This is a genomic window from Marinomonas piezotolerans (assembly GCF_003362755.1).
GTDB classification, from domain to species: Bacteria; Pseudomonadota; Gammaproteobacteria; order Pseudomonadales; family Marinomonadaceae; genus Marinomonas; species Marinomonas piezotolerans.
In genome coordinates this window covers 16652-40865 of record NZ_QKRA01000001.1, presented here as the reverse complement: position 1 = coordinate 40865, position 24214 = coordinate 16652, and the positions used below count along the sequence as shown (strand labels likewise).

General features: G+C 40.9%; 12 protein-coding genes and 1 pseudogene. 2 read left to right on the top strand and 11 right to left on the bottom strand.

Annotated features, from left to right (window positions below):
* Positions 1 to 5: 5 nt before the first annotated feature.
* From DN730_RS00145 to DN730_RS00100, 10 genes are all read right to left on the bottom strand, one after another.
* Positions 6 to 1415, bottom strand: a complete 1410-nt coding sequence (locus tag DN730_RS00145) for a zincin-like metallopeptidase domain-containing protein (protein ID WP_115466090.1) — start codon at positions 1413 to 1415, stop codon at positions 6 to 8.
* A gap of 130 nt (positions 1416 to 1545) precedes the next feature.
* The gene (locus DN730_RS00140; protein ID WP_115466089.1) at positions 1546 to 4269 is read right to left on the bottom strand and encodes a DEAD/DEAH box helicase family protein; all 2724 of its coding nucleotides are present in this window, start codon (positions 4267 to 4269) and stop codon (positions 1546 to 1548) included.
* Positions 4262 to 6055: a DNA methyltransferase gene (locus DN730_RS00135; protein WP_115466088.1), complete on the bottom strand. Its 1794-nt coding sequence runs from the start codon at positions 6053 to 6055 to the stop codon at positions 4262 to 4264. The genes DN730_RS00140 and DN730_RS00135 overlap by 8 nt, the downstream gene beginning before the upstream one ends.
* A gap of 36 nt (positions 6056 to 6091) precedes the next feature.
* Positions 6092 to 8962 carry an ATP-dependent helicase gene (locus DN730_RS00130; RefSeq protein WP_115466087.1) on the bottom strand — a complete coding sequence of 957 codons (2871 nt, stop codon included), beginning with the start codon at positions 8960 to 8962 and terminating at the stop codon, positions 6092 to 6094.
* Positions 8963 to 9269: 307 nt separating this feature from the next.
* A complete protein-coding gene (locus DN730_RS00125) occupies positions 9270 to 11279 on the bottom strand; it encodes a DUF262 domain-containing protein (protein ID WP_115466086.1) in 2010 nt (669 codons plus the stop codon).
* Positions 11276 to 12694: a DUF262 domain-containing protein gene (locus tag DN730_RS00120; RefSeq protein WP_115466085.1), complete on the bottom strand. Its 1419-nt coding sequence runs from the start codon at positions 12692 to 12694 to the stop codon at positions 11276 to 11278. Before DN730_RS00120 ends, DN730_RS00125 begins: the two co-directional genes overlap by 4 nt.
* 125 nt (positions 12695 to 12819) lie before the next feature.
* Positions 12820 to 13818, bottom strand: a complete 999-nt coding sequence (locus tag DN730_RS00115) for a helix-turn-helix transcriptional regulator (RefSeq protein WP_115466084.1) — start codon at positions 13816 to 13818, stop codon at positions 12820 to 12822.
* A 107-nt stretch (positions 13819 to 13925) separates the two neighbouring features.
* Positions 13926 to 19193: a site-specific integrase gene (locus DN730_RS00110; RefSeq protein ID WP_115466083.1), complete on the bottom strand. Its 5268-nt coding sequence runs from the start codon at positions 19191 to 19193 to the stop codon at positions 13926 to 13928.
* Complete coding sequence (locus tag DN730_RS00105; RefSeq protein ID WP_115466082.1) at positions 19190 to 20014, bottom strand: hypothetical protein; 825 nt, start codon at positions 20012 to 20014, stop codon at positions 19190 to 19192. The genes DN730_RS00110 and DN730_RS00105 overlap by 4 nt, the downstream gene beginning before the upstream one ends.
* Before the next feature lie 153 nt (positions 20015 to 20167).
* A complete protein-coding gene (locus DN730_RS00100; protein WP_115466081.1) occupies positions 20168 to 21193 on the bottom strand; it encodes a helix-turn-helix transcriptional regulator in 1026 nt (341 codons plus the stop codon).
* Between the two features lie 505 nt (positions 21194 to 21698).
* Here DN730_RS00100 and DN730_RS00090 point away from each other — a divergent pair.
* Positions 21699 to 22331 (top strand): annotated as a pseudogene (locus DN730_RS00090) (hypothetical protein); the annotation flags it as partial.
* Positions 22332 to 22363: 32 nt separating this feature from the next.
* Positions 22364 to 23683 carry a xylose isomerase gene (gene xylA, locus DN730_RS00085; RefSeq protein WP_115466079.1) on the top strand — a complete coding sequence of 440 codons (1320 nt, stop codon included), beginning with the start codon at positions 22364 to 22366 and terminating at the stop codon, positions 23681 to 23683.
* 88 nt (positions 23684 to 23771) lie between these two features.
* Here xylA and DN730_RS00080 read toward each other — a convergent pair whose 3' ends face one another.
* On the bottom strand, positions 23772 to 24212 hold the full coding sequence (locus tag DN730_RS00080; protein ID WP_115466078.1) for an RbsD/FucU family protein: 441 nt from the start codon (positions 24210 to 24212) through the stop codon (positions 23772 to 23774).
* Positions 24213 to 24214 lie beyond the last annotated feature (2 nt).

The following is a 24214-nucleotide window of genomic DNA, read 5'->3' as shown; positions in this document are numbered from 1 at the left end:
AATTTCTATTTATACATAACAAAATTAGATGCTTTATTTGCAAGAACGGCAGCCTCTTCTAAACTATCAAGCCACTGCTCTTTATTTAAACCTGACAACCAAGAAATTATATATCGAATAGAATTTTTACTCACTTTTTTTCTAAACCCAAATCTAGAGCTTAGAAAATTGGCCCCTAATTCTGCCACCAATTCTTCAAGCGCATAAGAATCACTACCAAAATCATTCCGAATATTTCTATTACACCTTATATCACTTCCAGTCCAGTGAATAACTTCATGAAGCAATGTAGAATAATAAGAAGCAGTAGAATTTTCTTTTATAAAAAAACGTTTCTCAGGCATATAAATAACATCTTCATCTATATCATAATACGCACTATTTGATTCTAAAACCTCAACACATAACTCGGATAATCTATCATCAATTTTTTCAAATTTAGCGACCTTATTATCTCCATATTTCATCCCATCAAATGACAAGACTTCTTCAGAGTTATATACAATTGAAGTTTTCTTACCATAGAAACCAGATTCAAATTCATTTGTCTCAGGGTTTATTTTATCTTTAGATAAAAAGTTATGAAAAACAGCGGCGGGCTTTGCATTTTCTTTTAAAACATAGCCTTTTCTTTTCCACTGCTTAGCAGTTCCCCAGACATTACTCTTATAATTTCTACTAATATAAATTAACGTAAGTAGAAACCAAGAATACAGTGAATTATATTCCCTTCGACTTAAAATGTTGTAATGAATATTCGTTTTATCAAAATTCTCGAGCCATTCAACTAAAAAATCACCTTTTGTGAAATCAATATCTGACAAAATACTTTTAAATACTTTTTCATCTTTATCCCAACCACTTTCAACAAAACATGAAAAATTTCTCAACTGTTTAAATAGAGGCCTATTCAATTCCTCTAGCATAATTTTAGCGCTACAGATTTCAACCTTTACAAATTCTAAATAAACAATCCAATCAACCCAATAGCTATACTCATCTAAAAGCTCCAACAACTCAAATTTTGTAACCTTAGACCAAAAACTATCTTTAAAATCAACACTTAAAAAAATCTTTTCTAAAATTGTAGTGGAATGTTTATTCTTAACCAAATTATAAATGTTGAAAAAATCACTCTCAACTAGACACTCTAGATCAAATATTGCTTTTGAAACACTTCTCAATATTGATATCGGATATTCGAGTAAATCCTCTTCCGACAATACCTTTAAATTTGGCCTACCAGGAATACTGCAACCTAGAAAATTAGAAATTTTAACATTACCATGAAAAAACTTCCTCCCATCTTCTACATAGTTTGCTCTATCAATAATATAACTTACACTTCTACCAGTTTGCAGAGAGAATTTCAGTTGAATTGCTTTTCTAGATCTTAAGTAACTAATAGTATCCATACGTGAATCCAAAAACTTTAATATTGATTATTAAATCAGTAAGTTATAGTGTTAAATAACACTTACTCTTCAAATAATCGAAATCAAGAGTTAAAAAGATAATAACTTATCTCGACTAAATGAGCTTTCCTTAGCTTAAAAACTCACGACCGTAGGTCCCTGCTTGAGCAGACTTACCTGCAATTAATTCGTATTTGATACCTGATGCCACACCCATCAATTCTGCGGCATCTTTTTTGTCGATGACATTTTGTGTACCGATCATATGCTCTCCTTTAATTTCTATCATCACATAAGAGCCATCTTCTTTCTGTATCAGGAAGTCTGGGTAGTAGCTGCGGACACGCTGCTCTTCTGTATCTACATAGTGGATAACGAAGTCGCTTTGACCGTGAGTTAGCATTCCAGTAAACCAGATCTTTTCGACTTTTTCTTCGTGTAGCATGTCCCAGAAGAATTGACGCTCAGGGTTTGAATCAAAGCAGTAGTTATCAACATGAAAGCTTTTGCTCACATAGTCAGCTAAGGCTGAATCAGATTTGCTGATGATCTTATCGTTAGAAGCCGTCATAGCGTAATAGCCAGGGTTCTTAGGTGCGTCCTTAACCAAAGTTATAGTATGCTCTTCCGATGTGATTTCTGATTCGATATCAAACATTGCCCTGAACAATCTAGGAATGACATGATCATAAAGAACGTCATTAAACTGGTTTACTAGTTTCAAGATACCATCAAAACCTTCTTCAGTTTTCTCAATAACTTTTTCCAACTGTAGACACGGTTTGTTGATGTATCTCGCAATGTCTGCAACCAAAGAAAGTTTCGAGAATGTTCTCTGGTTTCGACGACTAGACAAGTCTGTTTGTGTGCGATTCCTTACTCGACCTAGATCTTCAGGCATCAATAGACCATCTTGAGACTGATGAATTAATCGGTAGTTATCCACCTCAATTTCATCTAGCCCAAGCTTATACCCTTCCTGGATTTCACCTTTCTCAATTAACGTGCGCTTGTGATATATACGTTTAAGCGGAATCTTTACCGGAGGCGGCTCAACGCGCACTTGTACTTGTACTTTGTCGGTATCAGGCTTAAGCTCATCTGTTGAAATACGGAAGTTAGCCTGAAGCTCTTTATCCAGTAACTTCATGTTCTCTTCAGTCAGGAAGACGTGCCCTGTTTGCTGAAGTTCTGTTATCGCACGCAGACAGCGCATAGTTGCCTGAAGTACAAATACCTTTGACTTTGGTTCACGATATAGCGCAACAGAGAATAGAGAGCGACAGTTCCATCCTTCTCGCCCTTTATTTACCAATAGAATAAATTGCTTTTCGGACCTAGGTGTATCAAGACTATTGAATTCACGAATATCATCATCTGAGGTCAATTTGGTATCACCAACATTGACCAATATCTTATCCGAGGATATTCCGTGTTTAGCTAAAACAGCTTCAACAGCAGGTCGTATTTCAGTTTCTATTTCTTCTATGGTAGTACCGAAAATAGCCATTTTAGGTAACATGCCTTCAGGTCGAAACGGCTCAGTAACTTCTACGCCATCATCTTTGATACGAGTAGTCTTAAGTTTGTCTATTTCTGAGAGAAACTGCTCAACAGCGATTTCAAGAAACTCCTCGTGTCGGGTATGGCTGAAGCCGTTTAGCCTAACTTGTTTTAGATAATTTTTATCAATTGCCTTACGCAATCCATAGGCATACACCACTTCTGGGATGACCTCTTTTCCAACGTAAGGTGTACCAGTGTAGTTATAACAACCAACAACGTTAGTACCAGCTTGCTTAAGATTCACTGCAAGTTCATCAATCGTCTTTCGTAGCGAGTTTGCAGTGTTGTCTGCTTGTATACCCATATCTTTGGCTAACTTAGTTCCGAAAGCATGGTGTGCCTCATCTACAAAAATACCAAGTTGAGGCAAGCGTTCTAGTTTCCTAAAGCGTTGGTTAGCGACTAAATCTGCTTCCTCTTCAGGAGCCACAATGCTTAACTCTGAGTCAAGATCCAATAACTCAGCCATTTCATCGCCAACATCGCCTAGCCCTTTATAAACATCCTTTGTCGCACTGAAAAGCTTGTCTACACTCGACTTGTTTTTATTGTCACGACGTAAAATAATTTTTTGACTGTTGGATACAACGATATTGAACTTCGAACCATCTATTGTATTTAGTGATACGCCCGTATCTTCTAAGTAGTGAAACTTAAATTCGGCGACAATAGGCATATACTCAGACGGTACAACTTTGGAATGGTCGAAAGACTCTATTTCACGTAGCGACTGCAATACAGTCTTATCAGGGGCAAAGATAAGCGCATTCTGTATAAATCGCTCATCTTTACCTTTTTTATTACCCGCTAAGAAATCGTAGAAGATACAGGTAGCCATCAAGATGGTCTTACCCGTGCCCATGGTTAAAGCAAAAATATAGTTCGGGTAAAGACGTCCGCCGTTCGTAGCCTTCATTTTTTTGAAGATTCCGTGGTACGACTTTTCAGCCATCTCCCAAAGCATGTCCCCCTGAACGACTTGACCTTCAATCGTAGTAATGCCCGATACTCGGCCAGCAAATTGCCCTTGGCTTTTAAACCAGTCTTCAAACAATTGATAAACCGGCTTATTACCTAGAAACTCTTTCAGAAAGACATAGACTTCCAACGCTTCAAACTGCGGCTCACGTAAAAAACTTCCTGGACGATCTGGGGCGTTATAGTCCAAAAAAGCCTTAGTCAAACGTGTATAGCTTTGACGAATCAAACCTCTTTTTTGCTTATAGAATTCCAACAAATGAACATAAAAGGAGTTATTAAGCTCGAAGTTGTCTTGAGCATTAGCCATAAACGATCACCTCTTCATAGGACTCAGATAACAGGTCAGTGATCTTAACCTTAATATTACTAGCACCTTTAGGGATCTCATACTCACCTGAAACAAAATCATTCTTTGCAGGGATATCAATCAGTGCAGGTTCCATAACTGCGCCATCGTAGTTCCAGTCAATCATTATGGACTCAACCATCTCACGCCATTCAGTGATATCATCTTTTTGTTGACTAAGCTTCTGTAGAAGGTTTCTTGGATAGAAGGCTTCAATGATCAGCTTATTATTATCAATTTTAATAGAAGCTTCAGAATCATATTTAAAAGTTAAATCTGATTTATCACGCAGAATATCAACAACTTTTACCTTGATCTTATAGCCATTGGTCAATACGTCATTTTCTAGATCAGCAGCCAAACTTGGTTCATGCCCCATACAAACCAGCATGATTTCTTCGACACATTTATTAGGTTCAGCTTCTTTACGTGCTTCAAATTGTTTGTATGGTAAGTTAGCAATAAAATCATCGAGATCAGCTTTAGTTGCAATACGGGTTACAGGCATAATTTTTACTTTATAGCCATCTTTTTCACCATCATAAACTATATTTGATTCAAGTTTTTGTATCTCTAATGATTCAATTAACAGCTCTTTTGCTTCTACCGGATTCCGGAAGACGTCATAATTGTTTACATTATAAACTTCAAAACCAGTACATTCCCTATTAACCAAACTGTCACTATAGTTATCAATAGTTAAACCATTTTTGATCGGAAGACTTTCTTTATTTTTCGCTATAATTTGACTCAATCGCTTTATTGAAATACTAACAGCACTTAAATTTATGTCTGATACAATAAATCTCCGCCCCATTTTTTCCGCAGTTGCAGCTACAGATCCTGCTCCAGAAAAACAATCAAACACTAAGTCATTTTCATCTGTAAAAGCATAGATAAGCCTTTCAATCAATGATTCTGGCTTCTGTGTTGGATAGTTCATGTTTTCCAACTTGTCCGAAGGTTGAAGCATTGATAATCGCCAAACGTCATCAACAGTTCTATGTGTTGAGTCAATGTAGATTACATTACCATTGCTATCTTTTGCATTAACTAATGACTGTGTTTCTGAACTCCAAACACGCTTAATTTGTTTTATTGGCTTATCTCTTAACTCTCTAATTTTATTAAATTTATATGATTCGCTTTTGCTATATATAATGATTTGATCATGATTAGAGGCAAATCTACCAATATTACCCTGCATCTTGTTGTAATAGTGCCAAGTAATTTCATTTACAAATCGTTCTGGCCCGAAAATTTCATCTAAAATACATCGTAAATGGTGTGATTTATGCCAATCACAGTGAAGGGCTAAGACACCTTGCTCAGAAAGTAACTCTTTGATTAGAGTTACTCGTTCATACATAAACTGCAAATATTCATCATTAGACCAAATATCCGTATATTGTTTTTCTTCAAATGAACTGGCTGATGATGACGCCGTCTTACCTTTTACCTTTATTTTCATCTTATAGTCGGCAGCGGAGTCATATGGAGGATCAATGTAAACAAAATCAATTCCTCCACGGTATTTTTTCAACAAGTGGCTCATTACTTGTAGATTATCTCCCCAAAAAATTTTATTCAGCCACCCATTTTTATCTTCTTGACCATAAACTTCTTTTAATTGAGCTGGAAAGTATTGGGTAGAACGGAAAGGCCTTTTTCCATCCCATCGGAGCTTAGGCTGCCCTTTAATTGGCTTAAATTCATATTGTTCTACGCTAATTTGGTCGTTCGACATAGTTATCTCTCTTCACATAGTTGTGCACTAACGCAGTTAGCAACAAAACTTCCAATTTTTTCGGTCGCAATAAGCTCTAGCACTACAGTCGACACATGTTTTATCTGGTCGCGCTTTAAGCGAGTAATCCTTAGTTTCAATTTTGTCCACGATTCTATCAAACTCCTCAATGGTATGATCAATTGAAGAACTGCTTTTACTAAAGCTAATAGTTGGTAACCCATTGATTTCACCAGTAAAATACAAATGCATTTTACTTACTTTATGTCCTGTATTTTGCTCTACTAAATGAGCATAAACTTCCAACTGACGCTGATGATGCTTGATACGTTCACGGTCTTTCTCCATGTCTGGCTTTCGCTCTGACTTAAAGTCTACAATCTCAACGGTATCGCCTTCGCCTTTGATCAAATCAACGCTTCCTTTGAGAACATAGCGATCCTTTACTAAAGAAATGTCGACTTCCGTTTCTTTGATATCTGACCAATCATGCCCCTTGCGTTCGACGTAACGCATGATATGTTTCAGAGCTGCACCTAATGTCGATTCCCCCAGATACATCCGCTCTCGGTTGGCTAAATTCTGATAGTTATCAAGGAGCCAATTTTCAATGTTCTCTTTAGTTAGCTTCTCAACCTCACCTCGAATAGCTACCTTATGCACATCTTCTAGGGTTTCATGTATCAAGGTACCGAATAACATAGGACTAGCCTTTACCGGCTGAAATTCAAGGTCCTTGAACAAGCGATACTGCTCTGCACACGTTTCAAACAGTGTGATATGAGACGTAAAAGCATACTCGTTTTTGATGTTTACATCTTTTACTTGCTCAAACTCTATCCCAGCTAAGTGATGCTTAACGCTCCGCCAACACGGTAGTTTGGTTGTATAGTCAGTGAAGTATCGAGACGGTGTTTTGCCATGGGCACTTTTCTCTTGACCAGTAAGCACTAATAAATTTTGAGGGCGTGAAAAAGCGGTGTAGTACAAACGCCAGAAGTCAAAATACTTGGTATCTTCTAATGGTTCAAACGGAGGTTTTCCCATGTACTGGTTTTCAATAATCTCATCTAGGTCACTGTATTGCTTACGCGGCATACTTTCTAATGAACCAACAAATACAATTGGAAATTCAAGCCCCTTGGACTGGTGAATTGTTAGAAATGACACACAACCAGAAGGTGCATACTCAGACATATCCTCGTATTCATCAATCCCACCCTCGTACAGAAACTTCAGGAAGTTATCGAATAACGAACTAAGATTTTTAGTAAGATACTTAGGGTTAAGAACACTTACATGATGTAGGTACTCAAACTTTCCTAGCATTCGACTAAGCTGCGCCAAGTTTCTCTGCGCTCTCTCATTTCCATTCTCTTGCTCAAGGTAGCTAGAGAACAAAGGAAATTGCAGAAGCTCATAAAAGAGAGAAAGAAATGAAGAATCAGCGTTTTTACTGAGGGCTATGTGCTGCTTAGCCTTTATTTTGCACCACTCAAGTAACTCGGACTGCTCAGGCGCTTTCAGGCTCTGCATAAACGGCTTGAGACAGTAACTTTCGTAGTACTCCCATATAGGCAAGAGCCGCCCTTCAGTTATTCTCTTCTTTCGCTCAACCATCACCATCGGAAATATCATATGGAGAGCACCAATAAGGTATCGAACTTCTTCTCGCTCAAAAAACAAGTTCGCTCGCGGTGAATATACAGGAATTCCACTATCTTCCAGCGATTGAGCAAGAGCTTTAACCTTATCAGACTTAACCGAGCGAAATAGAAAAGCAACTTGGTTCCAATCCGTTAACTTTCCGCTTTCTTTTAGGTGCATCAGCATCTGAAAGACATCACCATGCCAATCCTCCCCCTCCGGAGTGATAGCACTAACAACTGTCGGCCCTTCTTTAAATTCATTACCACAAGGCACTATCGTTTTTGGATAGCGATAGCTCACACCATCTGAAAACCAAGCTTGATCACCCATATATGTATCGTAGAAGCCCACGATATCTGGATGAGAGCGATAGTTAACTGAAAGCTTTACCTGTTGGCATCTATTGGGAGAAAACTGCTGAGGAAACTCAAGGATGTTTCGAACACTGGCTCCTCGGAAACGATAAAGTGCTTGGTCATCATCACCAACAACGCATATATTCTGCTTCTCGCCCATTAGAAGCTTCAGGAGTTGCTCCTGAATAGTATTGGTGTCCTGATATTCATCTACCATCAAGTATTCTAGCTTGCTTGTCAGCTCGGATAGAACATGAGAGTTTTCTTTGAGGAGCACTAAGGTCTCAAGCTGGATACATGAAAAATCGAGTGAATTGTGTTTCTGCAGCAAATTTTGGTAGACACGATAACTTTCTCCTAAAGCACATATTGCCTCATCAGGAGAATTGCAGAGCCGATCAATATCGAGAACTTCTTCAGAAGTCTTGTTCAACCACTCAAGCAAATTCTCAGACTTTGCCCATGCAGGGATCTTATGCTCTCCGCAGATGTGTTCAATCCCGTCTATATCTTTAAATTCACGGAGATTTTGGTACAAAAAGTACTGCTGATCAAACTGATCCATCAGCACAAAGCTTCGCTTTAGCCGAGTAAAATCTCGGTACTCCTCAAGGATTCGCAAGCAAATCGAATGAAATGTACCTAGGTACATTTCATTCACATTGAAATCAGATCCAAGCTCTAATAGACGATTTGCAATTCGAGTTTTGAGCTCCTGAGCCGCTTTTTCAGTAAATGTCACAACCAACAATTGCTCTGGTTTCGCGTTATGAACACGAATGAGATTCATAATTCGCTCAACGAGAGTATAGGTTTTACCTGAGCCAGGGCCTGCTATGATCAGAAGTGGCCCTTTATGGTGGTTGATCGCTATCTGCTGAGATGTGTTAGCTGAAGACATTCTGATAATCCCTAAATCAGTCTTTCCGTTTTCGCAATGTAAGTTGGTTGAGTATTTAAAGTTTAATGCCTCACAGTGTCTGGTAGTCATTTCACACAGTTAAAATCAGTTCACTTCAGGAGCTCTATTCTCATATTATTTTTGATGTTCACTTAAAAGCGTTTAGGACATTAACCAAGCAACTTCGTATTTCATTCAAACTCTTGGCACATGACCTCTAATGGCTTTCTATAAGTTACCCCGTCAAGCTCTATTTACTCAGTTAGATTGTTGTCTTTAGTGGACGAAACTTTAAGCGCGATTTAAATCATGAACTCAAATAATGCAGTTTAAATAAGGCTTGTACATGCGCCTGATGTTCAGAAATTTCTCGTTCAGTCCATTGGTTATTGGACTGTTCGTAGAGTTTAAAAATTTCTCTTAATTTTAAGGAATCATAACGAGGCTTAACATCAAAATCGGCTTTTTTCTTACCAACCGTTTGATTGCTGTACGATGAGTTTTCACCAGGGCTTAGTAACACCAAGTTACCGAAAGCATTCAACACCTTATCATCCAACTTATTCTGATACTCTTCATTTTGCGGGTGAACGTGCTCTACCGAGTTTTTCGACGTAATACGGTAGCGTTTAAGCCTTTCGTCGTTCGTTTTATCGCCTTGCTTCCACAGTAGGTATTCGATCTTCTGGAACCAATAATGCTCAAAGCTTGTGCCATGAGACAGTTCAAAATAACCAGTTTGATCAGACCATTGCGCCACCATTGGCAACTGACCTTGAAGTAACTTATATGTTGCTTCTTTCTGTGTTTCTGTAGTCAATGACAGTTGATTATCGATACGCTCTAAAGTTGCCAATACCTGCTCATAAGACATATCAGGTGTTTCAACCAGTTTTTGTAGTAATGCCCCTAACCAATAGTGAGCAGAACGGTCGCCGGTGAAGTTTCGCACTGCTTGTAGCTGTACCAATGCACTTAGCTCTCGCGCCGTTCTGTTGATGTAGTACTTGCCACTGCTGAGGGAGCGACTGATAGACGTTAATCGAAGCTGCGGATCGTTTTGATCATCGTGCTCGACCCATTTCACTACCCAAGTGTCAAACTGATAGCGCACTTGCCAAAGTAGTTCAATGAACTCTTTAATAGCGTCCTCATCAAGAGCTACCAAGGGTTTAAAACACGCCATCAAGTTGCCCGCTTTGATACGCGGTTTGAGGTCTTCCCAACCTTTTCTGGCAAAAAAGATTCGTAGGGTATGTATTAGTAGCAATTCAAAACTGATGACAGAACGGCAGTAGACAGTTTCTTCATCTAGGTCCGGCTCTTCGTTTGTCTTACTTGATGAGCCACCTTCCTTTGCTTGTGTAGTTTCAGACAGATCACCAAATAACTCTTGAAGCGTTTTTGCAGTCGAATCTTTGCCTGACACTCCCTGCGCTTCCACTGAAATTGTTAAGTTAAATAACTCTGGAGAAAAGGATTTTAACATGCCGTATTCAATAGCATTCCAATTAGCATCAGAAAAAAGCTGTCTCAAGTTTCGCTCAAAATAGTTCTCGGTGTGCTCACACGCTTCCCAAATTCGGCTGTACAACACTTTTTCCGTTTTGATGATTTTCAACAGCTTGGCTTTAAGAAGGTCGACCGGCTCTAACTGAATACCTGCGGTGTTCATGCTAGCAAACAAACGGTTAAGGTCCATCGTCTCTGGGACGATATTATTGACCCAGCCTACTTGCTTAAATACGTATTCCGCGAAGCCCCCGATACTTAATACTGAATGGGTCTGTAGCTGTTCTTGAAATGTTTGGACTAGGTCTGTAAGTACCTTGAGATTAGCACTCAGGTGCTTCAAATACGGGTCATTCTCGATGGCATCATCACCTGGACGGCTTAGCGTCTCAATTCCAGCTTTACTTCCTAGTAAATTACGCACTGCTGGACGTATCTCAAAATTCAATCGAGGTTGAGCGTCTAACAGCGAAACTTCCGCTAATGGCGATTCGATGCCCACGTTTTTAAACGCAATCGAAACCAACATTAGAGTCGTCGTCCGCTGCTGACCGTCAATGAGTTCATAGGTATCTGTGCCGTTTACTGGGCGAATCGCAGACAGCACACTACCAATGAAATAATGTGGCTCATTATTTAAGTAAGCCTCTTTGATGTCATCGAATAACTTTTTGACATCGTCTTCGCTCCACACATATGGACGTTGGTAACTCGGGATAATGAAGCCCATTTTTCTGCTGTTTACTTTCTCAAGTGTTAGCAGCTCTGTGTTGACTTGATTTGGCTGAATGATCCCCGTGCTCATAAACTACTCCCTGTCACTTTACGCGTTAATGCTACGGCAAATTCTTTTTCATATTGTTCATCGTTTAGGCTCAAACCAAACTCATTGTTTACCTTGTCCATAAAGCGCTTTTTAACACTGTTTCCATTTATATTGCTGGGGTCGACTCTGAGCTCAAAACGATCTAATCGCTTGCAGCATTGATCAGGCGTGTAGCTAAGTGCTATCCAATCTAAAACCGGAGTTTCTTTCACAAATGCAGAAATGGAATTTTCACGCACTGCCTTTTGGTTGCTGACACGACGTGAATACACAACCCGAAAGAGCTTTTTCGCAGCGACTTCCAGTTGATCTTCGCCAAACTGGCTGATGTATAAAAGTAGACAGGCTTGGTACAAACCTTCGAGGTAACCACAGCCATCAAGATTCTTTAGCCAAGTTACAAACCCTTGATAACTCGCCAAATGCGGCAAATCTGGATTTTCCCAGTAACGGTGTGACAGCTCTTGGAAATAGCTTAAGTAGTGAATCGAGTTGGTTCCTGCATTAAGAGGTTGGCGTACATCATAGCCTTGTTGACTAATTTGCTGACTAATCTCACCTGAAAGCCCCTGTACACGACGAATACGCCCGTAAGAGATATCCTCTTTTGACGTTCCTGTATCTTGCGCCAATTCTTTCACAATCGTGTCTTTAACGAGTTTTGTCTGTTGGTAGGAGGGCAGCTCGCGAGCATTCATTTGTTGCCAGAAACGACCTTTTAGCAAAGCACTGATGGTGGCATCTAACTCACCTAAACCTTCCCATTTTTGAGCAAACATCGTTTGGAAGGTCTTATCAACCGCACGAAGGTGATGGGCTTTGATAATATCGGGACCACCAAGACGAACACCGCCAGTATTTTGTGTTTCAAAAAAACGATACGCATCATCTTCGGACTGAGTTACGACTAAAGTGAACTGCAATTTATCTAGCGCGATGCAATCCTTCAGCTCATCTAAGTGTTCTTGCAACCATTTAAGGTTATGTTTGATTTGCTGCTGGCTAGCCAGGTTATCGAAGGACAGACTATTTGAGGCACCTAATGAAGGATTCAATAGAAAAGCAATCAAACTTAATGTTGTCACCCGTTGCTGGCCATCAATGATGTTGAGTCGGCTTATGCCATTGCTTAGCATCTCTTGGTGAAGAATCAGGCTTCCCAAATAATATGGCTGCTCAGAACTTAGTAACCTATGTGACTTAATGTCTTCTAACAAACTTTTAAGTTGCTGCCGCTGCCAACAATAAGGTCGTTGATATTCTGGAATTGAGAGCATTCCGGTAATAGGTTGACCTTCACTGCAAACAATTGCAGTACCGTCCTTTGCTTCATAATCAATTAGATGCTGAGAAATCAGCTGGTCTACCGTGCAGGTTGCGACTTGAACCGACATCCATTTATTCCCTATTTGAATGCAATGAAATCAATATTCCATCGCATTGATTCACCTTAATTTTCTGATTGCCATCATATAAAGTTAGCGCGACAAAATATGTCGCTATTCCTATGACAGTCGGGCTAAATTAACCCCAGCACTTCCCTAGCCTGCTGATGTATGTGCTCACGCCATTTCAATGGCTCCTGCACATCAATCGCCGCACCATAGCCTTGTATCCACCAAAGAGTCTGTTGGTCATCTGAAACAGTAGCAGTCAGTCCATACCAACCATCTTCTCCTGGTTTTAAATCTTGGTCTTCGCTTAAAGGCGTTTCAGATAGCAACCAAGCGATCTCTTCTTTCACTCGTGCTTTAAGCACAACAGGCTGTGACGATTGTCGGTAGCTAAAACCACCCTGGTTTATATATTCAGCCAGATCAAACCCTTTAAGTGGACGAAAGCTTTTATCCGAGCGCTCAATTTTTTGGATTCTATGTAACGCAAATTGAAGTATGTCATCGTAGTCTTTTACGGTTGCCAATATGTAACTAACACTGTGGCGAACAACGATAGCCTGTGGATGCAGCGTGTAGTCTTTGGGCTCGTTGTGTTTCCTGCTGAGGTACGTTACTTCGATGGCGTACTCTTCTAGCGCGGCTTCCGATACCGCTTCCCAAATGCCTGATTTGATTTGTGCTGGTATGAGAGTTTTGCCGTTAGGTATGGCTTTTACACGGTTGGCCCAACCAGAGTAATGATTAGTCGGTAACGCATTGAGATACTGTTGAGCGGCTTTGAATTGCGATGAAATTTGGTCGACGGCGATTTGTGGCAATAGATCAGCAAGATATTCGTGCGCTAAGACAAGTGTCAGGGCTGTGGGTGTGTCTAGGCCCAGCTTAGAGTCATTGAAGCTTTCTGCCAGACTCCAACGACGCTCGCCATCGCCTTCGGTGTAATATATAGGTAAGTGTGATGTCATCGCATTCAGATCACGCTGAACACTCCTTAAAGAAATCCTAAAACCTTTTTCTTCTAATGCGGCATGAATAGTTGAAGTGGCTTTGTAACGCGGCTCTTTAGGAATCGCTTGCAACATTGCAAGTGTGCGAAATAAGGTGTCGTGCTTAGCACCCATGAATGATCCTTATTCAAAAATCCGTTAATCTTCAGACTGATAGCTTCCTTACTAAAGGCTTACATTACCTGATTTGAAGCTGTACAACTACGCCAAACACCTACAATTCACAATTTAGATAAAAGAACCAACAGGAACATGGCATGACTAAATTGCGGAATGGATATGGGGCCTCTCTTAAAGCTCAGTTGCTCAACCGGTAACGAATCACGAACTACCCCGCTTGAGCGTCTATTAATCCCTTCTTTACCTATCTCAAATGCGAGTAGACAATTTGCAAATGCAGCTTTGGCCTCTTCCACTTGATTTGATGCTATATAAAGCTTCTTCTTTGCGTCATACCATCCATGTGCCCACATCTGCGCTAACGCTATGAATGCTTCCGTATTGGATTCTCTACACTTTATCAAGTGCTCGAGCAGTAGATAAAATGCCGGATCTTTGAAATAGTTTCGTGCCTCATACAAGCGTGGTTGTCCAATGAACTCAACCCCTTGCTCGTTAGAAGAAATCTTATAAGCCCTGTAGGAAACATGGTTAGAAAGAACAGCTTGGTATACATTTCGAACACCCTTAATATAAGACTGTGTCAGCGCATATTGGGCGCTTGAAGGCGATATAGGTGTTGAACCTGAATCAACACAAAGCTGCTTTTCTATGTCTTCATGGTAGCGAAGTGCTTTTTCAATCTTTTGAATTTCGTTGATTACGGGAGTGATATTGTCTTTCTCTTGCAAACTTAGACAAGGCGCAACATCACTGTCTTCGACTTGGTAACCAATGACCTCGGGCAACATATTCTTTTTTAGTCCCTTTAATACAGCAAAGCTTGCGGACAAACCCCATTCGCTTTTCATTTCGGTGAGTCGCTTACGTGGTATTGAAGATAATTCTGATAAAACTCCATCCAGGTTTTTGATCTTTTTAAATTCAGCCTCAACAGATAACCAACGCCAATAACCCATTAAGTGTGTATATGAAGACAACGTAGTCGTCGCATTAGAATGCCCCACCATAAGAGCCAATGCAGGAAGTAAAGCATGACTTGTCGACGGCGTCGCCACACATGTATCAGCAAAACGATCTTGAAAGTCTGTAAACGAATCAACTCGCATCCATTCTTTAACAACTTTAGATATTGGGTCCTTCTGTTGGTCTTTGAGAACAAGTGATGTAGCAGTAAAGCTGATAAAAGTATGACGCCCATCATGAAGACGCATGCTTGGGTCACCTGTAACAAGCTTCAGTGCCTCAATAACTCGACTAAAGTGACTATCCATATAGCGAATTTCGCTCGGATTCATCGAGTCAAAAAATAATGGTGTGGATTGTTTATTCTGAGCTTCCGCCTGCTCCATGCACCAACTAAGTAACCGCATTTCAGTGTCATTAAGGAACAAGAAGTAAGGAATGCGACGATTGCCGCTTTTTGACTTAACTCGAACCGTTTCGTTTGAAATACGATGAGTCCTTATGTGGAGCACCTGATCTTCAAGCGAGAAATCTCTCAACTTTAAGCGCCTCACTTCTTGCCGCCTAAGGCCCAAACGGCAACAGAATATTAATATTGCTGCATTAATATACTGCTCATGCAAATTGGCATCTTTATCAGTCAACAACATGGTAAGGGCTTGCTCATACTCCCAAGGCATGACCACTCTTCCCGTCGTTCTTGTTTCATGACTTCCTACATCCAGATCTCGAAAGTCCAAATGAACGGCACCAAAAACCTCATGAATTTGAGTATGAAAATCAGCCAATATCTTAGCCCTTTCCAAGCGGCTAGAAGCATCTCCCGAATCAATGACATCCTGATAAAGATCCAAGAAATCTTCGTAATCAAATGTCGTCAACGATGCGTTCGCAGCAAACTCACACAAGCTTGGCGCTACTTTAGAAAAATAGGTCTGAATCGACGAAGGGGCCAAGCCGCCCGCTCGCTGCCCTTTTCTGCCTGACGCCCTATAAAGCCAAGTAAGGATCAGCACCAGAATTTCAGGTAGTTCGTGAGATGCTTTTACTAAATCAGCGAGCTTCTTTGCGCTTTCATTGGCGATAAGATCCTGCCAAAACCTAACAATTTTTTCATTTGATGTTCCAGAGTAACGCTCAAACTTCTGACGAAAATCCGCCATAAACTTTTTGTAGTACTCATTCGAGTGCCGTGATTTTTTGAAGAATGTGCGTTCAGGAACAATCTGCATTGCCGTCTCTGTATTAGAAGGCATAACATAACGATGCTTACGATCTAGCATACGTATGAGCGTATGATTTGATAACCCTTTCACCCGTAACGTGCCTTGACGTAGACCGTATAAACTCCCAGATTCAAATCGCCTAGGTGCATGTTCAATAAGTCTAAAAAGCATACTGAACGTCATTGCCTTGTTATGCACTCTCGCGAACCACGCAGAAAACTTTTTATAGCTATTCGCTATTGATTTATCTACTTTGTCTTCCTGACACTGACCACTCATCAACGCCGCCAGGCCTTTCGGATTCAATGTAATCGTTTGAGAGTCTTCCCTTTTAACCAGCATAGCCAAAAGAATCGCAGACAAACCACCGAAAAAAGTTGTACCGCCATCATCCATTTCAGCATTCATGTAACCGTTAATATATTGGGCAGAGTTAATCGCCACTTGTTTCTTTAATGTCTGAGGAGATAGATCCCCCGTACCATCAAGCACCATAGAAAAGAGTAACGCACTGCCCAATGTCTCTTTAGACACTTTCTTTTGATGTGCTAACAGCGTTTGAACGAACTCATAAAACAAGGCTGTTAAGTCGTGGTAATGCCGCTCTGAAAGCATAGCGTTATATGGCAAAATTGCGGTAGTAACGGGAGGCTTCTTGAAACTCCCAACCAACGCTGACTTTAAATCATCAATACTGACCACTTCCTGACTATCAGAGCTGTTGCTACCTGCTTTATTAACTAACTCTAGCGCTTGCTCATGCAGATAAGGATCATCACAGTAAAACTCAGACAGCAATTCGTAGAAATCTTTATTTGATTTAATCGCTTTATCAATCAAAGCCCTTAAGTCAGCCTGCAACGTCTGCACTATATTCTTGGACTTGAGAGTAGTTTTTGATCTTATGGAACAAGGGACAAACTGACCGTTATTGCGCTTTCCAGAGTTAGAAGAACTCATTCGCCCAAGCACCTCGAACTCCAATTCTTCAAGGCATTTAGAAATTACACTTCGATGAGTTTCAAATTCGGAGCTGTCTCGAAGCATCACAGATGTATTTTGAAATGAATGCATCTCAGAAGAAATATGTCCCATTTGATGATCCAAGTACGGCACAGCTTCGCTGTAGCCAAATAACGCATGGTACGAAAGGTGGCGCATGACATTCTGTGGCAAGCCCCATCCCTCCCCCATAAATACCTCGATCTGGGATGTACTGGGCGTGTCCAACGAGCCATCACTTTGCCATAAACCTAAAAACGGGGAATTGCCATCACGAAGAATGGATGCACTAAGCTTCTTTGCCATTTCCGTATCCAACAAACGAAGACGCTTAACTATTTTCTCAATCCAGCCCAAAGTGTTGAGAATCTGCCTAGTCATAAGCTCAGGCACCGGAATAATTCGCGTTGCGCTCTCACCAAAGTGTATTTTGTCGGCCACAAGCACACACGTATAATCCTCATTCCAGCAGTAATGCTCAATGAACATGCTCTTACTACGTCGATGACTGGTTACAATGGAAAACATTAATACCGTATAAGAAACGAGCTGATTATAGGTTTCTTGTAGAGCACTTAAAGAACGACTATTCGGTACTTTTTCTAACGACACTTTTAGAAGGCTTACGCGCTCAGCCAACTGCTGAGAAAAATTCTCCCTACATAAGGCTAACCTTGTTCCCACCACGAGGTCTCGATCCGAGTCGAGAACATCGCATTCAAATTCAAATCTCAACTCTTGCGCACAGGTGTCAATAAACGCTGCCTGCAAATCACACACTTTATCGGACATGTAATAGTGCCAAGTTGACAACCCAAATTCGTTATTGGCAAAAATGAGAGCAGCTTTATGTCTTCCGTGCTTAGATACCACACACCCATATAGCAAATATCGAAGCGCTTTATGGGTCAGGCGCCTATTAAAATCATGGGAATGAACAATCTCACGACAAGCCGCCGTCAATAAAGCGGATGCCCTCCCAACAACCTCTGAAGGCAATATCTGCTCAACCAAACCAGCCTCAAATGAATTAAAGTAAGCCCTGAACAAGTAAAGAAACGGTTTTGGTATAGGTAACTTAAGCCAATTAGAATGAGGGCTTAACCATCGCTCATCTGAATCAGTAGGCCGGTAGCTATCACTGATATCTAGCTCTTTACGCCAGTACACGCCTGACTCTAGGTTAATAACACCATAGCTATCGTCTAGTTGCTTAAATACATCTTGATCACTGTCTGACAATGCTATGTGCAAACCGAGCACTTCATGTAACTTCAAAGCGGTCAGCATTGTTAGAAAGGCCAGCGCAGAATCGTGCGAAGGAGATGCACTATTAATCCACTGAATAACTTTTCTCAGTTCTGAAGGTGTTAGACGATAAGTGACATATTGAAGACCAAATTGCTCTTTAGATGTGAGAACTTGATTTCGAAAGATTTCACGCTCCGCCCTTATTGTTGGACTAATTGCGCTAGGATCCAACTCGACCACGTTGACGTCGGGAACGTCTTCGATATCTAAATCGTTGCCATCAAAGGGAAATGGCTCAACTTGGATAGGTGGTTTAACTTTGGGGTTAGGGCGTCGCTTCTGGATTCTTGGTTTTTTGATTAAAGGCTGTTCATCTTTGAAATTTGAACAAACGTTCCAGCCATTACGGACCATTTTTAAATAGACCTGAGAGATCGTGTATCGCCCTGTAATTTCATTGCATAGATAGCTTAATGTTTCGACCGTTGAAAGATGCTTCGGGATGGACTTAATTTTAGATACGTATGCAGTGCTCGACAATATTAGCCGAATTTCCTTAGCAGCCTCCGCAACAGAAGTAAAATTGAAGGTGGAATCTTCACAGACCAATGCAAAGTACATTGAAGACTTCAGTTTTTGAACGACGAGCTGCTCTGACTCTCCGTGTAGCGTTGCATCATAAGATAAAAGAGAAAGTAAAGGATACTGTGAAAGGCTCTTATGACAGCTATATTGAACACGGTCTTTGAGTATATACAGTTCTTCATTGTGTAATGGCTGATAGTGGTGAAGAACATCCAGCTCGAGGTCGTTAGCTCTAAAAAGGTTAAAAAGCAACAGCTCTAGACCATCACTACGCAACAATAGCGTCGAGCGCTCCTTTGCCCAACGTTCTTGTAAACGCCCCTCAAACAACAAGCTCAAATATCAAAACCTGTCTGAGCACTAGCGCTTTTTACATCAAGCAGTTTAAACAGCTTTGGCTTAATCTGCGTGACAGTAAAATTGTAAAGCTCGTAGGCTTTGAATGAAAAACACCTATCGCAGAAAAAAGCAAACTGTTCCGCAGTTAAGACTATTTTCTTCTCTCCTTTTCCTGATTCAGAAACAACAAGAATACTGCGATCTTTATTAAGCCCCCCTATTATTTCGTAGCGTTCCCAGTACAAATCTCGATCATCTGGTTCAAATTCAGGCTTACTAGGCTTTGCCTGAAAGTTGATTTTTCGAGTTTTATCCAGCCCTGGAAACGTAATAGGTACTTCATCAAGCCCCTCTCGGACAATAAGATCTTCAAAAACCGTCATCATTTCATACGCGTCTTTTGGATTAGAAAAACCCGATGCTTCATATGTGCGATTTACTGGCTGCTTCTTCGTATTAAGCTCGAAAGCGGAGGTCTCGATTCCAGCGAATTGGCGATCTAAAACTTCACGCAATACGTCCATTCTTGAATCAAGCAAATCAGAGGTATCGTTCTCAAAGTCATAAAGCACTTGAATACTATTAGGTAACGCATAAGCAGAGAATTTTTCAGCTTTCAGTTTAAAGCCTTTTTTCTTTTCTGCTTTATCTGAAGAGCCTTTAGCATTCGCCACCCTTGCGGATATTTTAAACAGCTTCGCTAATGCTTTGAGCGAGGGGTTACCACTCTGAGCAAATTCAGTGATATGAATGGCCTTTGTTTCTTCGTCAACGGCAATCCCGCGAAGCCCTATTCCGATTTCAAAAACACTCTCTCTCATTCAAACTCCAATCATGATTTAAGAACCGCAGATACGATAACTCGTTGTTCCTGATTAGAATTTACACAGAAAAAAATGATAATCAAAATAAGTGCGTCAAAGAATGTACCACAAACACAATAACCATCATAAAAATTACATTTTGTAACAATTCTATTCCATCTTTGCTTTCAGCCCTCCCAAGCTGTCTGACAACTCTTTTATAGACGCAACCTCTTCAAGCAATGAGCTTTTTAATGAAATAGGCTCTCGCACGATGAGCTCAGCTCCCCTACTTAACAACCAAGATCTTGTATCCCTATCATCTGGAATGACAGCCCTAAGGAGCCGCCACTTCTCATCATCAGTTTCCAAAATAATTTGAGAGTCACTTAATTTTGTTTCGCTTAGTCTTTTTGCTAAATCTTTGCTAATCAGAGCTTCTAGTTGAATAGGCTCATCAGAGTATTTAACCCCCGGTTCACCAGCATCTATGTATTTCTGAATGGTGAATTCTGAACGAGGTCGAAAGCTTTCAGAGGATATCTTTAAGGACGTGAACCGATGAAGAGCAAACTGCCTTACATCATCGTAATTATTGTAAGAACCTAAAATATAAGTGGCACTCTTGCGAACCATTACGCCGTATGGATGAAGAACGAACTCCTGGGATTTATCTTTAGAGTGGCTTTCATACACAACATCTAATGCCTTGTTTGACATAATTGCCTCACAGACACTCTTCCAGAAATCTGGGTCGATTGCAGCTGGTCTAAGTACCTTCCCTTCGGGAACAACCGCAACTTTATCCAACCAATTCAAGTACACACCATCGGAGTGAGACTGTATAAAATCCCTTGCTCGATTTAGCTGCGGTGTAAGTTGAGACAAAAGCGGTGCAGGCACAACCCCAGCAAGGTATTCATGTGCAAGAATGGCATTCACTGCGGTAGCAGGATCCATAGCAGCAAAGCTACCTTTATAGTCAGATACAAAACTCCACAGGTAAGGTCGAGACTTATCATTACATTCAATTGGGTAGTACACCGATAAGTTCGTTAAATCGCGCTGAAGATTGCGCGAAGAGATTGAAAAACCTTTTTTAACTAAAGCCCCATGTATTGCTGTTGTTGAAACAGCATTCTTTCGTCCAATAGGTATCAGCTCAAGTATGCTGATATATCTAATTATAGAATCCATTTCTGACTCTCATCGTATATTCAGAACAGATTCTAATCTAGGCACATATATCGTCAATCTAGGAGATATGATTGCCCGTTAGACAAATGACCACTACCGCTCTACTCAACACCGCGTTATCAATAAAAGCGGAAAAGAAAGATACTCTATTCCGTTCTTTTTCAGTGGGCATATTGACCACGAGGTTCGATGCGCCCCAACTTGCCTAAAGCAAGGCGAATCACCCAAATACTCCGCGACTACCGTCGAAAAACACATGACAGAAATGTATCGAAAGACTTATGGATAACTTTAATATGAGCTCATTACCGTGTCATAAATCTGATCTTTTTTTCATTCATGGCGCGTGGGCGAGTGGTTGGGCGTGGCAAAAGTTACTGCCCCATTTAATAAACATCGAACAAGTAACCTGCCATGTTATCGATCTTCCTGACAGCAGCTCGATAAGCCAATCATTTAACTCGAAAGCCAATCATTCAACTCGAAAGCCACGCTTGAGGATTATGTTTCGTACATTCTAAAGCAGCTTTCAGTCATAACTCGACCTGTTTGGCTAATTGCGCATTCGGGTAGAGGAATGATTGCAACGGCAGTTGCTGAAGCTCGCCCAAAGAATATTCTCGGTATTATTTATATCGCAGGAATGATACTCCACAGCGGCAGAAGTTTTACTGAGTTGTGTGACTATGTCTCTGCCCAAGGTACTGACGCTTCAGGTATCTCTCCGTATTTGAAAGACACTCTGTACGGCACTCAAGAAAATGAAACTGGCATACGAGAAATTTTCCTTCATGATGCTGAAGAACACGATATACAAAACGCTATTGCGCACATGGTTGTCCAACCAAATGCGGCGCGTAAAGCAATTGTCGATTGGAGCGCAGAGAACGCAGGGCAAGTTCCAAAATATTACATCTTGGCTGAAAATGACCGCTCGATTGTCAAAGCAGTGCAACAAGAGATGATTAGCCGTACACCACCGAAAAAAGTCTTCTCAATGCCCTGCGGGCATTTCCCACAGATTGTCGTGCCTAAAATTCTCGCGAGATACATTATTGAGATCGTCTCAACAAATTCAATAATCGCCTCAAGAAATTTCGTAATTGAAGCAATCACTCAAAAAACCAATCATTCATAGGGACAAAAATAACAACTATCAGGAGTTCTGATATGAATGAGTTTTTTCAAAACGTGCCACACATAAAATACGAAGGCGCGAACTCAAGTAACCCGTTTGCGTTTAAGCATTATGATGCCGATAAAGTGTTAATGGGTAAAAGTATGGCTGAACATTTAAGAATGGCCGTCTGTTATTGGCACAGTTTCTGTTGGCAAGGCAGTGATGTATTTGGGGCAAATACCTTTGACCGTCCTTGGTACAAGGCAACATCTGAAATAGAAGCTGCCAGAATGAAAGCCGATGCTGCCTTTGAATTTTTCACTAAACTTGGCATCTCTTATTACAGTTTTCACGACGTGGATGTCAGCCCAGAAGGCCAGTCAATTAAAGAATACGTCAATAACTTCGCACAAATGGTTGAGGTTCTCCAGGCCAAACAAGAATCCACAGGTATCAAGTTACTATGGGGCACGGCGAACGCCTTTTCCAATCCAAGATACATGTCTGGTGCCGCTTCTAACCCTGACCCAGAAGTCTTTGCATATGCAGCGACGCAGGTGTTTCATGCTATGAACGCAACCAAAGCATTGAATGGTCATAACTATGTCTTATGGGGTGGACGTGAAGGCTACGAAACCTTACTCAATACAGATTTAAAACGCGAACGTGCACAGCTTGGCCGCTTTATGCAAATGGTAGTGGAGCACAAATACAAAATCGGCTTTAAGGGCACTTTATTAATCGAACCAAAGCCTGCCGAGCCAACCAAACATCAATACGATTACGACACCGCGACGGTTTATGGCTTTTTGAAAGAATTTGGGCTTGAGAAAGAAATCAAGGTTAACATTGAAGCCAATCACGCGACATTGGCAGGCCATAGTTTCCACCATGAAATCGCCACAGCATGCTCTTTAGGTATCCTCGGTTCTGTTGACGCCAACCAAGGCGACGCACAACTGGGTTGGGACACAGACCAATTTCCAACCAGTGTTGAAGAGTATACGTTAGTCACATATGAGATACTGAAAAACGGTGGTTTCCAAGACGGTGGCTATATGTTTGATACAAAATTGCGTCGCCAGTCTAGGGACCTAGAGGATTTGTTCCATGGGCACATTGGCGCTATGGATACCTTGGCGCAGTCCTTAGAACGAGCGGTCAAAATGATTGAAGACGAGAAGCTAGCAAACCTTGTCGATCAACGCTACGCAAAATGGAATGATCCGTTGGGAATGGACATTATGGCTGGTAAACATTCGCTGCAAGACCTAGCAGAATATGCAGCTAAAAATGCCTTAGATCCTCAGCCAGTCTCAGGTCGCCAGGAAATGCTAGAAAACATGGTTAATGGCTATATTTACAAATAAACATCACACGTAAAAAACACAGGCCAGCGAAAGCTGACCTGTGTTTTTTAAATGTTGCTTATATCTCATCCCATTCCCACAAATAATTCTAAGCGAAGATCACACCTTTCTTTAACAAGAAACAGCCATAGCCTCTTGCTTCACCTGTTACTATGACAGCAAAAGCCTGCTTGGCCGCTTCGTAAAAAGCAAAACGTTCTAATGAACCTATTTCTGCATTATCACTGTCAACCGCTTTTAGCAGCGCCGCGAACTCCTGCTGAACCTCTGGCATGACTGACTCATCTTCACCCACCACTTGCATACGAGTAACAGGCCGATCAACAAAAGTATCCAACGGGAATACGGATAAAATAGCAGAGGCAGCTTGAATGACATTTACACCATCCAAGCGGATGACTGGTTTTCCCGCTGCAACGGAAGCAGCAGGAAAATTACGATCCACCAAAACAATGTCATCACCATGTCCCATCGTTCGTAATACGTTTAGCAGTTCACCGCTTAGTAACGGATCTATATTTTTTAACATGT